At 69.0% G+C, this 12,788-nt stretch carries 12 protein-coding genes; 5 read left to right on the top strand and 7 right to left on the bottom strand.

Going from position 1 to position 12,788, the window contains the following annotated elements; translation table 11 throughout:
* Positions 1-11: 11 nt before the first annotated feature.
* Genes AC37TH_RS17065 through AC37TH_RS17085 form a run of 5 tightly spaced genes read left to right on the top strand, consistent with a single transcriptional unit; the run spans position 12 to position 4,831 of the window.
* Positions 12-989, top strand: a complete 978-nt coding sequence (locus AC37TH_RS17065; protein WP_490765535.1) for a carbohydrate ABC transporter permease — start codon at positions 12-14, stop codon at positions 987-989.
* Entirely contained in the window at positions 986-1,891 is a 906-nt protein-coding gene (locus tag AC37TH_RS17070; RefSeq protein WP_490765536.1) for a carbohydrate ABC transporter permease, read from the top strand. The genes AC37TH_RS17065 and AC37TH_RS17070 overlap by 4 nt, the downstream gene beginning before the upstream one ends.
* Positions 1,888-3,693, top strand: coding sequence for a glycoside hydrolase family 35 protein (locus AC37TH_RS17075; protein WP_490765537.1), 1,806 nt, complete (start codon positions 1,888-1,890; stop codon positions 3,691-3,693). Before AC37TH_RS17070 ends, AC37TH_RS17075 begins: the two co-directional genes overlap by 4 nt.
* A gap of 33 nt (positions 3,694-3,726) precedes the next feature.
* Complete coding sequence (locus AC37TH_RS17080) at positions 3,727-4,236, top strand: DUF6194 family protein (RefSeq protein WP_490765538.1); 510 nt, start codon at positions 3,727-3,729, stop codon at positions 4,234-4,236.
* Between the two features lie 52 nt (positions 4,237-4,288).
* Positions 4,289-4,831, top strand: a complete 543-nt coding sequence (locus AC37TH_RS17085; RefSeq protein WP_490765539.1) for an isochorismatase family protein — start codon at positions 4,289-4,291, stop codon at positions 4,829-4,831.
* 7 nt (positions 4,832-4,838) lie between these two features.
* Here the strand turns inward: AC37TH_RS17085 and AC37TH_RS17090 are convergent, their stop codons facing one another.
* The 7 genes from AC37TH_RS17090 to hpaH all read right to left on the bottom strand — a co-directional run bounded on the left by AC37TH_RS17090 (position 4,839) and on the right by hpaH (position 12,611).
* Positions 4,839-5,954: a PLL family lectin gene (locus AC37TH_RS17090; RefSeq protein ID WP_490765540.1), complete on the bottom strand. Its 1,116-nt coding sequence runs from the start codon at positions 5,952-5,954 to the stop codon at positions 4,839-4,841.
* A 197-nt stretch (positions 5,955-6,151) separates the two neighbouring features.
* Complete coding sequence (gene hpaD / locus AC37TH_RS17095; protein WP_490765541.1) at positions 6,152-7,228, bottom strand: 3,4-dihydroxyphenylacetate 2,3-dioxygenase; 1,077 nt, start codon at positions 7,226-7,228, stop codon at positions 6,152-6,154.
* 62 nt (positions 7,229-7,290) lie between these two features.
* Positions 7,291-8,787 (bottom strand): 5-carboxymethyl-2-hydroxymuconate semialdehyde dehydrogenase, encoded by a 1,497-nt coding sequence (hpaE, locus tag AC37TH_RS17100; protein WP_490765542.1) that lies wholly within the window; start codon positions 8,785-8,787, stop codon positions 7,291-7,293.
* A 51-nt stretch (positions 8,788-8,838) separates the two neighbouring features.
* Complete coding sequence (locus tag AC37TH_RS17105) at positions 8,839-9,534, bottom strand: GntR family transcriptional regulator (protein WP_490765543.1); 696 nt, start codon at positions 9,532-9,534, stop codon at positions 8,839-8,841.
* Positions 9,516-10,958, bottom strand: coding sequence for a fumarylacetoacetate hydrolase family protein (locus tag AC37TH_RS17110; protein ID WP_490765544.1), 1,443 nt, complete (start codon positions 10,956-10,958; stop codon positions 9,516-9,518). The genes AC37TH_RS17105 and AC37TH_RS17110 overlap by 19 nt, the downstream gene beginning before the upstream one ends.
* Positions 10,959-11,031: 73 nt before the next feature.
* The gene (locus tag AC37TH_RS17115; protein ID WP_490765545.1) at positions 11,032-11,841 is read right to left on the bottom strand and encodes an aldolase/citrate lyase family protein; all 810 of its coding nucleotides are present in this window, start codon (positions 11,839-11,841) and stop codon (positions 11,032-11,034) included.
* Entirely contained in the window at positions 11,826-12,611 is a 786-nt protein-coding gene (gene hpaH, locus AC37TH_RS17120; protein ID WP_490765546.1) for a 2-oxo-hept-4-ene-1,7-dioate hydratase, read from the bottom strand. Before hpaH ends, AC37TH_RS17115 begins: the two co-directional genes overlap by 16 nt.
* Between the last annotated feature and the right edge of the window lie 177 nt (positions 12,612-12,788).

Below are 12,788 nucleotides of genomic sequence, written 5' to 3' on the forward strand. Positions count from 1 at the left end.
GAGAAGGAACCGTGACCGACCTGGCCGTCGCCGAGCATCGAGCGACCACCGCCACCAGCGCGCCGCCGCCGCCAACCGGGCGCGGGCGCGGACGGGCGCGCACGCGCCGCTCGTTCGACTGGCGCGCTCCGCTGCTCTTCCTCGGGCCGTTCTTCGTGCTCTTCCTGGGGATGTACATCGCCCCGATCGTCTACGCGTTCGTCAGCAGCCTGTTCACGGTGAAGCGCTCCGGCCTCGGCCTCACCGCTCCGACGCAGGTGTTCGATCCGTTCGCGAACTACGCGCACGCGTTCTCCGACCCGGACTTCGTGGCGTCGCTCGGCCGCGTCGCCCTGTTCGGCGTAGTGCAGGTGCCGCTCATGCTCGGCCTGGCGCTCGCGCTCGCGCTGCTGATCGACTCGAAGTCTGCACGTGGCAAGGGCTTCTTCCGCCTGTCGAGTTTCCTGCCGTATGCGATCCCTGGCGTGAGTGCCGCCCTGGTCTGGTCGTTCATGTACTCGACGACGTCGAGCCCGATCAACCACCTGCTCGAACCGCTGGGCATCCAGCTGCCGTTCTTCGACGACGGCACGGTGCTGTGGTCGGTGGCGAACATCGTCACCTGGAGCTGGACTGGTTACAACATGATCATCATCTACGCGGCGTTGCAGTCCATCCCGGCCGAAGTGCTGGAGGCAGCGAAGCTCGACGGCGCCTCCGCGTTCCGCACGGCGTGGAGCGTGAAGATCCCGATGGTTCGCAGCGCGATCGTGCTCACCGCCGTCTTCTCGATCATCGGCTCTGCGCAGCTCTACAACGAGCCGACGGTGCTGCAGCCCATCTCGGGCGGCTCCGTCTCGTCCACCTTCACCCCGATCATGTCGGCGCAGGCCGCGGTCGGGGCGGGCAACTATCCGTATGCGGCGGCGCAGTCGGTCATCCTCGCGGTGCTCGTCGGCGTGATCTCGTTCGTGTTCTTCCGCCTCACCAGCAAAGGAGAGAAGGCGTGACCGTCCTCAGCACTCGCGGCACCCGGAGCGCCCGGGGCATCCGGAGCACCCGCGGCATCCGGAGCAGGAGGGACACCAGCCAGCTCAGCCGCACGGTCGTGATGGTGCTCCTCGCGCTCTCCACCGTCTACTTCCTCTTCCCGCTGTGGTGGCTGCTGGTCGCGGCGACCAAGCCGTTCGGTGAGCAGTTCTCCGGCAGCGGCCTCTGGTTCGACGGGTTCGGCCTGTTCGACAACCTCGCGCGCCTCACCGCCCAGAACGACGGCATCTTCTGGCAGTGGATGCTCAACAGCCTGCTCTACTGCGGCGTCGGCGCTGCGATCGGCACGGTCCTCTCCGCGATGGGCGGGTATGCGCTGGCGAAGTACGACTTCCCCGGCCGGGGTGCGGCGTTCGGCGTGATCCTGGCCGCGGTGCTCGTGCCGAAGATCCTGTTCACCCTGCCGCTCTACCTGATGTTCTCCGGGGTGCACCTGATCAACAACCCGCTCGCCGTGCTGCTGCCGAGCATCGTCAGCCCGTTCGGCGTGTACCTGGCGCGCGTGTTCGCCGCCCAGTCGGTGCCGGACGAGGTGATCGAGGCCGGGCGGCTCGACGGCGCGAGCGAGTTCCGCATCTTCCGCGCCATCTCCACCAAGATGATGCTGCCGGCCCTGGTGACGATCTTCCTGTTCCAGTTCGTGGACATCTGGAACAACTACCTGCTTCCCGCGATGGTGCTCGGCGACGACCACATGCAGCCGGTGACGGTGGGCCTGGTCGGCTGGAACGCGAGCCACGTCGCCGTGCCGCCGCCGCTCGTGGTGATCGGCTCGCTGGTCTCCGTGGTGCCGCTGATCATCGCGTTCCTGGCGCTGCAGCGGTTCTGGCGGGCGGGGATGACGGCGGGAGCGGTCAAGTGACGGTCGCGACGTCGACTGCGGCGGTGCTGAGTTACGAGGACGGCACGCTGCTGCGCGCCGGTGAGCCGCACACGGTGCTGTCCGGGTCCATGCACTACTTCCGCGTGCATCCGGAGCAGTGGAGGGACAGGCTGGAGCGGCTGGCCGCTCTCGGTCTGAACACGGTCGACACGTATGTGGCGTGGAACTTCCACCAGACGCACGCCGGCCGTCCGGCGTCGTTCGACGGCTGGCGCGACCTGGAGGCGTTCGTCCGGCTGGCCGGCGAGGCCGGCCTCGACGTGATCGTGCGGCCGGGACCGTACATCTGCGCGGAGTGGGACAACGGCGGCCTGCCCGCGTGGCTCACCGGCAGGGTCGGGATGCGCTCGCGCAGCTCGGAGCCGTCGTTCCTGGCCGCCGTCTCCGCCTGGTTCGACGACCTCATCCCGCGCCTGGCGCACTTGCAGGCGTCCAACGGCGGCCCGATCGTGGCCGTGCAGGTGGAGAACGAGTACGGCAGCTACGGCGACGATGCCGGCTACCTGAGCTGGCTGCGCGACGCGCTGGTCGAACGCGGCGTGACCGAGCTGCTGTACACCGCCGACGGGCCGACGGACCTCATGCTCGACGGGGGAAGCATCCCCGGGGTGCTGGCCACGGCGACCTTCGGGTCGCGTGCGGCGGAGGCGTCGCGACTGCTGCGCTCGCGGCGCGACGGCGAACCCTTCCTCTGCGCCGAGTTCTGGAACGGCTGGTTCGACCACTGGGGCGAGCTGCACCACGTGCGAACGGTGCCGAGCGCGGCCGCGACGCTCGACGAGATCCTGGATGCGGGCGGCTCGGTCAGTCTGTACATGGCGCACGGCGGCACCAACTTCGGGCTGTGGGCCGGAGCCAACCACGACGGCAGGTTGCAGCCGACCATCACGAGCTACGACTCGGATGCGCCGGTGGCGGAGCACGGGGCGATCACCGAGAAGTTCCACACGTTCAGGTCGCGGTTCGCGGCCGTGCGCGGGGGAGTGCTGCCTCCTGTGCCCGCCGACCCGCGCATCCTGTCGCCGCGCACGGTCGTCGCCGAACCGGGCGCCGGACTGCTCGACGCGCTCGCCGCGGTTGCGGTCACGGCGACGACCGTGGTGCCGCCCAGCTTCGAGGAACTGGGGATCGCCTCCGGGCTGGTGCTGTACCGGGCGACGCCCGTGCTGCCGCGCGGGGAGAACACGATCACGGTGCGGGGGCTGCACGACCGCGCGCAGGTGTTCGTCGACGGTGTGCTCTGCGGCACGCTGGACGCCGACGGCTCGGTGAGCGTTCGCGGCGCGGGGGAAACGGTTGAGCTCCAGCTTCTGGTGGAGAACCAGGGGCGCATCAACTATGGGCCGCTGCTCGGGCAGGGCAAGGGCATCCTGGGCGGCGTGCAGATCGGCAGGCGGCTGGTGCACGGCTGGACTGCGCGCGCGCTGCCGCTGGACGAATGGCCGGCGGAGGAGGTCGAGCGGCGCGTGAGCGCCGGGCGTGCGCAGGAGGCAGGTGCTGCCGGATTCTCGACGGCGCGGTTCGTGCTCGGCGACGGCGAGAGAGCCGACGCGTTCCTCGCACTCCCCGGCTTCGGCAAGGGATTCGTGTGGGTGAACGGGTTCCTGCTCGGCCGGTACTGGGAGATCGGCCCGCAGGTCACGTTGTACGTCCCGGCGCCGCTGCTCGTCGACGGCGCGAACACAGTGACGGTGCTCGAACTGGAACACTCGGGCGACCGCATCGAGTTCCTCGACGGACCGGAGCTGGGGCCGGAGGAGGAGTACGTGGAGACGTTCTAGCCGAGCAGGGCGACGCAGGGGCAGACTGGAGACATGACGATGGAACGGATCCTGACGGAGCTCAGAGGCTACGACGGCGTGCTGGAGCTCGCTCCCGGAGCGGGCAGCGGGCACCCGGAGATCTCGTGGGGCGACCACTACTTCTACTACGCGCCGGACGGCGAGGTGCCGACCAACCGGCAGCCGTACGCGACCATCATCACCAAGGACTATCCGGACGACACCGCCTCACGACTGGATGCGCCCGATCGGCAGCGGCTGAACATCCACGTCGGTGCGGCGGCGTTCGCTGCGCTCCTCGGCTATCCGCCGGAGTCGATCGGCGGTGAGGAGGTGGACTACGGCGCGACGGACGTGTTCCTCCCGCATCCGCTGTACGGCGCATACGGCTGGGTGTCGATCGTGAATCCGGGCGTCGCGACGACCGATCGCGTCCTGGACGTGCTCGGCGAGGCGCACCTCGCCGATCGGCGCAGAGTCGAACGGCGCAGAGTCGAACGGCGGGAAAACGCGGTAGGCGGCGGGCGGCCCTCGGACGACTGAGCGGGGAGCCGCATCCCGCTGGGGTGTCGGAGCCGTGCGGCAGGATGAAGGAGTGCACGCATCAGAGAGTCCCGCCGTCCTCCTCGTCATCGACCTGCAGCGCGGGGTGATCGCCGACTGCTTCGACGCCGACGGGGTCGTGCGCCGCACCGCAGCGCTCGTCGACCGGGCCAGGGACGCACGTGTGCCGATCGTCTGGGTGCAGGACGAGGGCGACTTCGCGCACGGCAGCCCGGAGTGGGGGCTGGCCGACGGACTCTCGCGCGCGCTGGGAGAGCCGCTGGTGCGCAAGACGCACCGCGACTCCTTCGCGGGCACCGGCCTGGACGACCTGCTCGACGACCTCGACGTGACCCGCATCGTCGTCGCAGGCGCACAGTCGGACTACTGCATCCGCACCACGACGCAGAGCGCCGCCGTGCGCGGATACGACGTCACTCTGGTCGGCGACGCCCACACCACGACGGACGCGGAGTGGGACGGGGTGCGCATCACCGCCGAGCAGATCATCGCGCACACGAACCTGTACTTCTCCGGGCTGCGCTACCCCGACCAGAACTTCGACGTCGTGGCCGCGGCCGACGTGGAGCTCTGAGGTCCCTTCAGGGTGTCCAGCGCAGCTGGATGATCTCGTGCGCGTCGGACTGGTAGTACACGTTCTGACTCGCGTTGTCCGGCTCGACGAACGCCTGGACATCGCTGTTGCTCGCGAACGATTGCGCGGCCGCCGAGGTCAGTTCGTTCACATGCCAGCCCGTCGCATCCCACCACAGCTCATGGATGTATTCGTCCTTGCCGCGGTAGACGACATGCTGCGTCGCGATCGGCTGACGGGGCTGCGACTCGAACGCGTAGCCGAACGGGTGCGAACCGAGTGCTGCGAGCGACGCCCCGGTGGAGGCCGTGAGGTCGTTGTGGTGCCAGCCGGTCGCATCCCACCACAGCTCGTTGACGTGCTGGTCGATGCCGACGTAGTTCACGTGCTGTGTGCCGTCGCCGCGGAGCACATAGCCCCGCACGATGTCGCAGCCGCCGGTGGGAGGCGCCCCGGCGGCCTCGGTGAGATCGTTCCAGTGCCAGGCCGACGCATCCTGCCAGTATTCGAGGATGTGGCCCGCCTCGGTGCGTGCGAGGACGTGCGCCGTGCCCTGCGTCTCGAACGAGTATCCGGTCGGCGCGGCGATGGCGGCCGTCTCCGGGCTGCCGGTCGCGGCATCGAGGTCGATGGCGTGCCAGCCGTTGGTGCTGTTCGACAGCTGGTGGATGTGCGAGTCCGTCCCGCGGTAGACCACGCGCTGGGTGCCGTTGTAGTGCGTCTCGAACCCGTACGGCGCCGACTGGGTGCGTACGGATTGGGCCGCATCGGTGAGGTCGTTGTGCTGCCAGCCGTCACCGGCCCACCACAACTCGTGCACGTGGCCGTCGAACCGGATGCCCTGGTAGACGATGTGCTGCGAGCCCTCGGTGGCGAAGATGTAGCCGTTGGCGATGGTCGCGACGCCCGGTGCACCTGCCTCGCTGGTCAGGTCTTTGACGCTCCAGTCGTCACTGTTGGAGCAGTACAGCTCGTAGAGGTGCCCGTTGTCGCCGCCGTCGTCGGTGAAGCCCTGGAAGACGACGTGTCTGGTGAACTGCGCGAACAGGTAGGCGGTCGGTTCGTAGACCGCGAGAGGGGTGCCCGCTGTGCGGGCGGTGAGGTTTCGGGTGATCCAGCCCATGATTTCCGCTCCGATCGTGTGGTGCAGCGTCGGCGGAGGTCGGCGTTGTCGCGACCAGCCAACTCCTGCCCCACCCTCCGCGCATCCGTGCCACCCCCGAAACAATCGAGTCGGGACTTATGTACGCGACACGCTGGCGTGTCGCGTACATAAGTCCCGACTCGATTGCTGGGGGACCGGGGGGAGGGAGGACGGGGCTAGACCTGGGCTCCGAGCTTGAAGCCGGCGGCGATGTCGCCCTCGCGGGTGTAGGAGAAGCCGTCGGCGCCGATGGTGACCTCCAGCTCGGAGTCGTCGGTGCGGGCCGTCAGCGGCTGGGGGTTGCCGTCGAGGTCGAGGACGAGGGACGCGTCGGTGTACCAGGACGGAACCACGGGGTTGCCCCACCAGTCGCGGCGCTGGTTGTCGTGCACATCCCAGGTGACCACGGGGTTGTCCGGGTCGCCGGTGTAGTAGTCCTGGGTGTAGATCTCGACACGGTGGCCGTCGGGGTCGCGCAGGTACAGGTAGAACGCGTTCGAGACGCCGTGACGGCCGGGCCCGCGCTCGATCGCGTCGCTGCGGCGGAGGGCGCCGAGCTTGTCGCAGATGGCGATGATGTTGTGCTTCTCGTGCGTGGCGAACGCGACGTGGTGCATCCGGGGACCGTCGCCGCCGGTCATGGCGGTGTCGTGCACGGTGGGCTTGCGGCGCATCCAGGCGGCATAAGTGGTGCCGGCTTCGTCCTGGATGTCCTCTGTGACGCGGAAGCCGAGGTCTTCCATGTACTTGACGGCGCGCGGGACGTCCGGCGTCACCTGGTTGAAGTGGTCGAGACGGACCAGCGCGCCCGGCGTGTAGAGGTCGTAGCGCCAGGCGAGACGTTCGACGTGCTGCACGTCGTAGAAGAACTCGTACGGGAAGCCGAGCGGGTCCTCGACGCGGACGCTGTCGCCGACGCCCTGGGTGAACCCGGAGGCGCGGCGCTCGACGCGGCAGCCGAGCTCGGTGTAGAACTCGACGGCGCGGTCCAGGTCTTCCGGGGTGCGGACGCGGTAGGCGAAGGCGGCGACGGCGGCGATCGGTCCCTTGCGGAGCACCAGGTTGTGGTGGATGAACTCCTCGAAGCTGCGCAGGTAGACCGCGTTCTCGTCCTCCTCCGTGACGACGAGGCCGAGCACGTCGACGTAGAAGTCGCGGCTGGCCGCCAGGTCGGTGACGACGAGCTCCATGTACGCGCAGCGGAGGATGTCCGGCGGGGTCGCCGTGGGGGTGGGGATGAAGTCGGTGGACATCGGGGTGGTTCGCTTTCTCTTCGTTGAGGGGGTGAGTGCAGTTGGGGTGAGTGCAGTGAGGGTCAGTTGGCGCCGAAGCGCGCGGTGTGCACCGCGCCGAGCGTGATGTGCACGGCCTGCTGGTCGGTGTAGAAGTCGATCGAGCGGTAGCCGCCCTCGTGGCCGAGGCCGGACGCCTTCACGCCGCCGAACGGGGTGCGCAGGTCGCGGACGTTGTGCGAGTTGAGCCACACCATCCCGGCCTCGATGTTCTGGGCGAAGGTGTGTGCGCGCTTGAGGTCGCTGGTCCAGAGGTAGGCGGCGAGGCCGTAACGGACGCCGTTCGCGAGCTCAAGAGCCTCCTCGTCGCTGTCGAACGGGGTGATCGCGACGACAGGGCCGAAGATCTCCTCCTGGAAGATCCGTGCCTCCGGCGCCACGTCCGCGAACACGGTGGGCGCGACGTAGTTGCCGGTGTCGAAGCCCTCCGGGCGCCCGCCTCCCGCGAGCAGGCGGCCCTCCTGCTTGCCGATCTCGACGTAGCTCATCACCTTGTCGTAATGCTCGGGGTGGACGAGCGCGCCGACCTCGGTCTTCGGGTCGTGCGGGTCGCCGACGATGATGTTCTGGGCGCGGGCGGCGTAGCGGGCGCAGAAGTCGTCGTAGATGCTCCGCTCGACCAGGATGCGACTGCCGGCGGTGCAGCGCTCGCCGTTCAGCGAGAACACGCCGAACAGGGTCGAGTCGATCGCGGCGTCGAGGTCGGCGTCGGCGAAGACGACGGCGGGGGACTTGCCGCCGAGCTCCATCGACAGGCCCTTGAGGAACGGCGCGGCGTTGCCGAAGATCAGCTGGCCCGTGCGGCTCTCGCCGGTGAACGAGATGAGCGGGACGTCCGGGTGCTTCACCAGCGCGTCGCCAGCCTCCTCGCCGAGACCGTTGACGAGGTTGAAGACGCCGTCCGGGACTCCTGCGCCGCGGAAGATCTCCGCCCACAGGCTTGCGGACAGTGGGGTGAACTCGGCGGGCTTGAGCACGACGGTGCAACCGGAGGCGAGGGCGGGGGCGAGTTTCCAGCTCTCCAGCATGAACGGCGTGTTCCACGGCGTGATGAGACCGGCGACGCCGATCGGCTTCCTGTTCACGTAGTTGAGCTGCGAGCCGGGCACCTTGAACGCGTCGTCGGCCTGGGCGACGATCAGGTCGGCGAAGAACCGGAAGTTCTCCGCAGCACGCTGGGCCTGCCCGAGCGCCTGGGTGATGGGGAGGCCGGTGTCGAACGTCTCCAGTTCGGCGAGGCGTGCATCCTGGGCTTCGACGGCGTCGGCGATGCGGTTCAGGATGCGGGCGCGCTCACGCGGCTTCATGCGCGGCCACGGGCCGTCGGTGAACGCGCGGGTCGCTGCGGCGACGGCGAGGTCGATGTCCTCCTTCTGACCGGCGGCCGCGGTGACGTACGTCTGGTTCGACACGGGGTCGAGCACGTCGAAGGTCTTGCCTGAGACGCTGTCGACGAACCGGCCGTCGATGAAGTGCTGGATGGTGTCCGGCAGGTTCTCCGGGATGTAGTGCTGCGCCATGATGCGCGCCTCCTTCGGCGTGGTGATGGGTCGGTGGTACGCGTGGATCGGTCAGTGCTGGGGGTGCTTGTGCTCGTCCTGGTAGTGCTGCATGGCATCCAGGGTCGCCAGGCGGTGGCGCCGGGCGGCCAGCTCGATCTCCAGGGGCTCGGCGCCCTGCTCGATGAGCGTCAGGATCTGCTCGTGCTCCGCGACGGACTCGCGGGCGCGGCCAGGCACGAACCCGAAGGTGGAGTCGCGCAGCACGTTCAGGCGGTTCCAGCCGCGGTGCACCAGATCCAGGATGTGCGGGTTCGGGCACTCCTCGAACAGCACGGAGTGGAAGTCCTTGTTCAATTGCGTGAACCGGTGCGGGATGAAGTCGTCGAGGCACGCGATCATCTCGCGGTTGATCGACCTGGCGCGGTGGAGATGGTCGCCGTTCAGCAGGGGAGCGGACAGCTGCGTCGCGGCGCCCTCGACCAGGGCGAGGGTCTCCATCGTGTACGTGTACTCGGTGTCCTGGAGCAGGGCGACCTGCGCTCCGACGTTCTTCTCGAACGTCACCAGCCCTTCGGCCTCCAGCCGGCGGATCGCCTCGCGCACGGGCACGACGCTGATGTCGAGCTCCCCGGCGATCTGGCCGAGCACGAGCCGGAAACCGGACACGTACCTGCCGTCGTCGATGCGCTGCCTGATCCAGTCGTACGCGAGCTGGGATTTGCTCGGCGTCGCCGTCTTGGCGCTTCCTACTGCTGTGTCAGCCACGCGCGGTACCTGTCCTTCCATGCGGCGTTCATCGGGAACAGGCCGTCGATCTTCTCACCGGCAGCGACCTGCTCGGCAATGAACTCCTCTTCGCGCTCCTGGGCGACCGCATCGGCGGCGACCTCCTCGACCAGTCCGGTCGGGATGACGATCAGGCCGTCCGCGTCCCCGACGATCACGTCGCCGGGCTGCACGGCCGCGCCGCCGCAGGCGACGGTGATGTCCGCATCCCACGGCACGTGCTTGCGGCCGAGGACGGCGGGGTGCCCGCCGGAGTGGTAGGTGGGGATGTCGAGGGCGGCGACGATGGCGAGGTCGCGCACGCCGCCGTCGGTGACGATGCCCGCGGCGCCGGTCACCTGGGCGCGGAGCGCGAGGACGTCGCCGACGGTGCCGCTGCCGCGCTCGCCGCGGGCCTCGATGACGAGGACGTCGCCGGGGCCGAGGGCGTCGAACGCGCGCTTCTGCGCGTTGTACCCGCCTCCGTGCGACGCGAACAGGTCTTCGCGGTTCGGGAGGTAGCGGAGCGTCTTGGCGCGCCCGACCAGTTTCGTGTCCGGCCGGGTGGAGGTGAGGCCGTCGATGGAGACGTTGTCCAGCCCGCGCTTGCGGAGCTGGGAGCTGAGGGTGGCCGTGGAGACGCTGGCGAGTGTGGCGCGGAGTTCGTCGGTCAGGACGAACGGGGCAGCCGGGGGAACAGGAGGAGTAGCCCACGCCTCCGACCGCTGCAGGTCGTCGACCGCCGGCTTGGTGCCGAAGTCGCCGAACGGGACGGTGCCCTCGGTGATGCGGGTGACGAGGCGGCCGGTGCTCGGCGCCTCCGGAGCGGTGGGCGCGTCGACCTCGACCTCGACCACGTCGCCGGGTTGCGTCACGGACGATCCGGCCGGGGTTCCGGTGAGGACGACGTCGCTCGGTTCGAGCGTGAGCAGCTGGGAGAGGTCGGCGACGAGCTGGCCGAACGGGAAGAGCAGGTCGTCGGTCGTGCCCTCCTGCACCAGTTCGCCGTTCAGCCAGGTGCGCACGCGGAGCGCGTCCGGGGAGACGGCGGAGGCCGCGATGACGCCGGGGCCGAGCGGGGTGAAGCCGTCGCCGCCCTTGGAGCGGACGTTGGAGCCCTTGTCGGCCGCGCGCAGATCGTAGACGCCGAAGTCGTTCGCCGCTGTGACACCGGAGACGGCTGCCCAGCCGTCCTCGGGGGAGACGCGGCGGGTCGTGCGCCCGATGATCAGCGCGATTTCGCCCTCGAAGGCGAGCAGTTCGGTGCCCGCCGGGCGTTCGAGGTCCGCGCCGGAGGCGGAGACGGAGGAGGCCGGCTTGAAGAAGTAGGAGGGCGTGGCGGGCGTGCGTCCGCGCTGCGCTGCACGGGAACGGTAGTTCAGGTGCACGGCGATGATCTTGCCTGGGCGGCTGATGTCGCTCACGGGATGGTTCTCCTCGTCATCGGGGACTGTATCTGAGATTGTATACGATCCGTGAATGGTTCGCCAGAGCGGATCAGTAGCTCGTGCGGACGGTGTCGGAGCCGCCCCCGATGAACCGGTCGGCGAGGCCCTCGGACGCCCGCGCCAGCAGGGCGACGTCGGCGCCGACCAGCACCCAGCGGGCGCCGGCGGCCAGGTAGCGGTCGGCGGCGGCCGGGTCGAACGCGTTCACGCCGACCGGCTTGCCCGCCGCAACACCGGCGGCGATGGCCGTCTCGACGGCGGCGACCACGTCCGGATGCGTCTGCTGGCCGAGCAGCCCCATCGAGGCTGCCAGGTCGGCCGGCCCGACGAGCAGGCCGTCCACGCCGTCCACCGCAGCGATCTCGGCGACCGCGGCCAGCGCATCCACTGTCTCGATCTGAACGTACAACGAGACCAGGCCGTCGGCGCGGGCCAGGTAGTCGTCGATCCTGTTCCAGCGGGCCGAGCGGGCGAGCGAGCTGCCGACACCGCGCACTCCGGCGGGCGGGTAGCGGACGGCGGCGACCATCGCGGCGGCCTGTTCTGCGCTGTTCACCATCGGGATGAGCAGGTTCTGCGCTCCGAGGTCGAGCAGCTGCTTGACGATCACCGTGTCGCCGATCGGCGCCCGCACCAGCGGGGAGACCGGATACGCGGCGACGGCCTGCAACTGCGCCAGGATCGATTCGAGGCCGGTGGGGGAGTGCTCGGCATCGATGAGCACGATGTCGAGTCCAGCACCAGCACAGATCTCTGCGACGAGGGCGCTGCCCGAGCACGACCAGATGCCGAACTGCGGCCGGGTGGCGGTGCGCAGCCGATCGGCGAGCGTGGGGGTGGCGTCTAGACGAATCGGCATGTGATGGCTCCCAGGGTTCCGTAGTCTGCATGGACGGTGTCGCCGCGCTCCACCCACATCGGGCGGGTGAACGATCCGGCGAGGACGATCTCGCCGGCTTCCAGCGTCGTGCCGTGGGCCGCGAGCTTGTTCGCGAGCCAGGCGACGCCGGATGCCGGGTGGTTGAGGACCGCGGCGGCGACGCCGGACTCCTCGATGGTCTCGTTTCGGTAAAGGAGGGCGGACACCCAGCGCAGGTCGACCGCATCCACGGCCACCGGGCGGCCGCCGACGACCATGCCGCCCATCGCGGCGTTGTCGGAGATGGTGTCGACGATGGTTCGGCCGGCCATCTCGATGCGCGAGCTGAGGATCTCGAGGGCGGGCACGACGTACTTCGTGGCGTCGAGCACGTCGTAGAGCGTGCAGTGCGGGCCGGTCAGCGCTTCGCCGAGGACGAAGGCGAGTTCGACTTCGATGCGCACGTTGGAGTACGCGTCGAACGGGATGACGGCTCCGGTCTCGAACACCATGTCGTCGAAGATCACCCCGTAGTCCGGTTCGGTGATCCCGGTGGCCTGCTGCATCACTTTGGAGGTGAGGCCGATCTTGTGGCCGACGAGCCGGCGGCCGGCGGCGATGCCGCGGTCCTTCCATACGTTCTGGACCGCGTACGAGTCTTCGACGGTCATCTCCGGGTGTCGCGCGGTGAGCAGGGGGACCGTGCCTCTGTCGCGCTCTGCGGCCGCCAGTTCGTCCGCGATCGCGTGGATTGTCGAGTCTTCCAGCACCTGTCGGTCCCTTCGTCGTCGGAGGTTCCGCCCGCGGGGGCGGCCATGGGGGAATCGTATATCATCCCGTACATCTTCGCGATTTCGCGGACGGGACGAGTCGTGAAAAGCTCGTCTCACCCCGTTTTTCTCCACAGGTTGTTTTTCTTGTCAACAACTGTAGAATTACCGCCACGA

The sequence above is a fragment of the Leifsonia sp. McL0627 genome, assembly GCF_058244615.1.

Excerpts from the sequence above, each read along its gene's own strand:
- AC37TH_RS17080 (WP_490765538.1), top strand. The coding sequence starts at position 3,727 with ATGACGATGGAACGGATCCTGACGGAGCTCAGAGGCTACGACGGCGTG.
- AC37TH_RS17090 (WP_490765540.1), bottom strand. The coding sequence starts at position 5,954 with ATGGGCTGGATCACCCGAAACCTCACCGCCCGCACAGCGGGCACCCCT.
- hpaD (WP_490765541.1), bottom strand. The coding sequence starts at position 7,228 with ATGTCCACCGACTTCATCCCCACCCCCACGGCGACCCCGCCGGACATC.
- hpaE (WP_490765542.1), bottom strand. The coding sequence starts at position 8,787 with ATGGCGCAGCACTACATCCCGGAGAACCTGCCGGACACCATCCAGCAC.
- AC37TH_RS17115 (WP_490765545.1), bottom strand. The coding sequence starts at position 11,841 with ATGCCGATTCGTCTAGACGCCACCCCCACGCTCGCCGATCGGCTGCGC.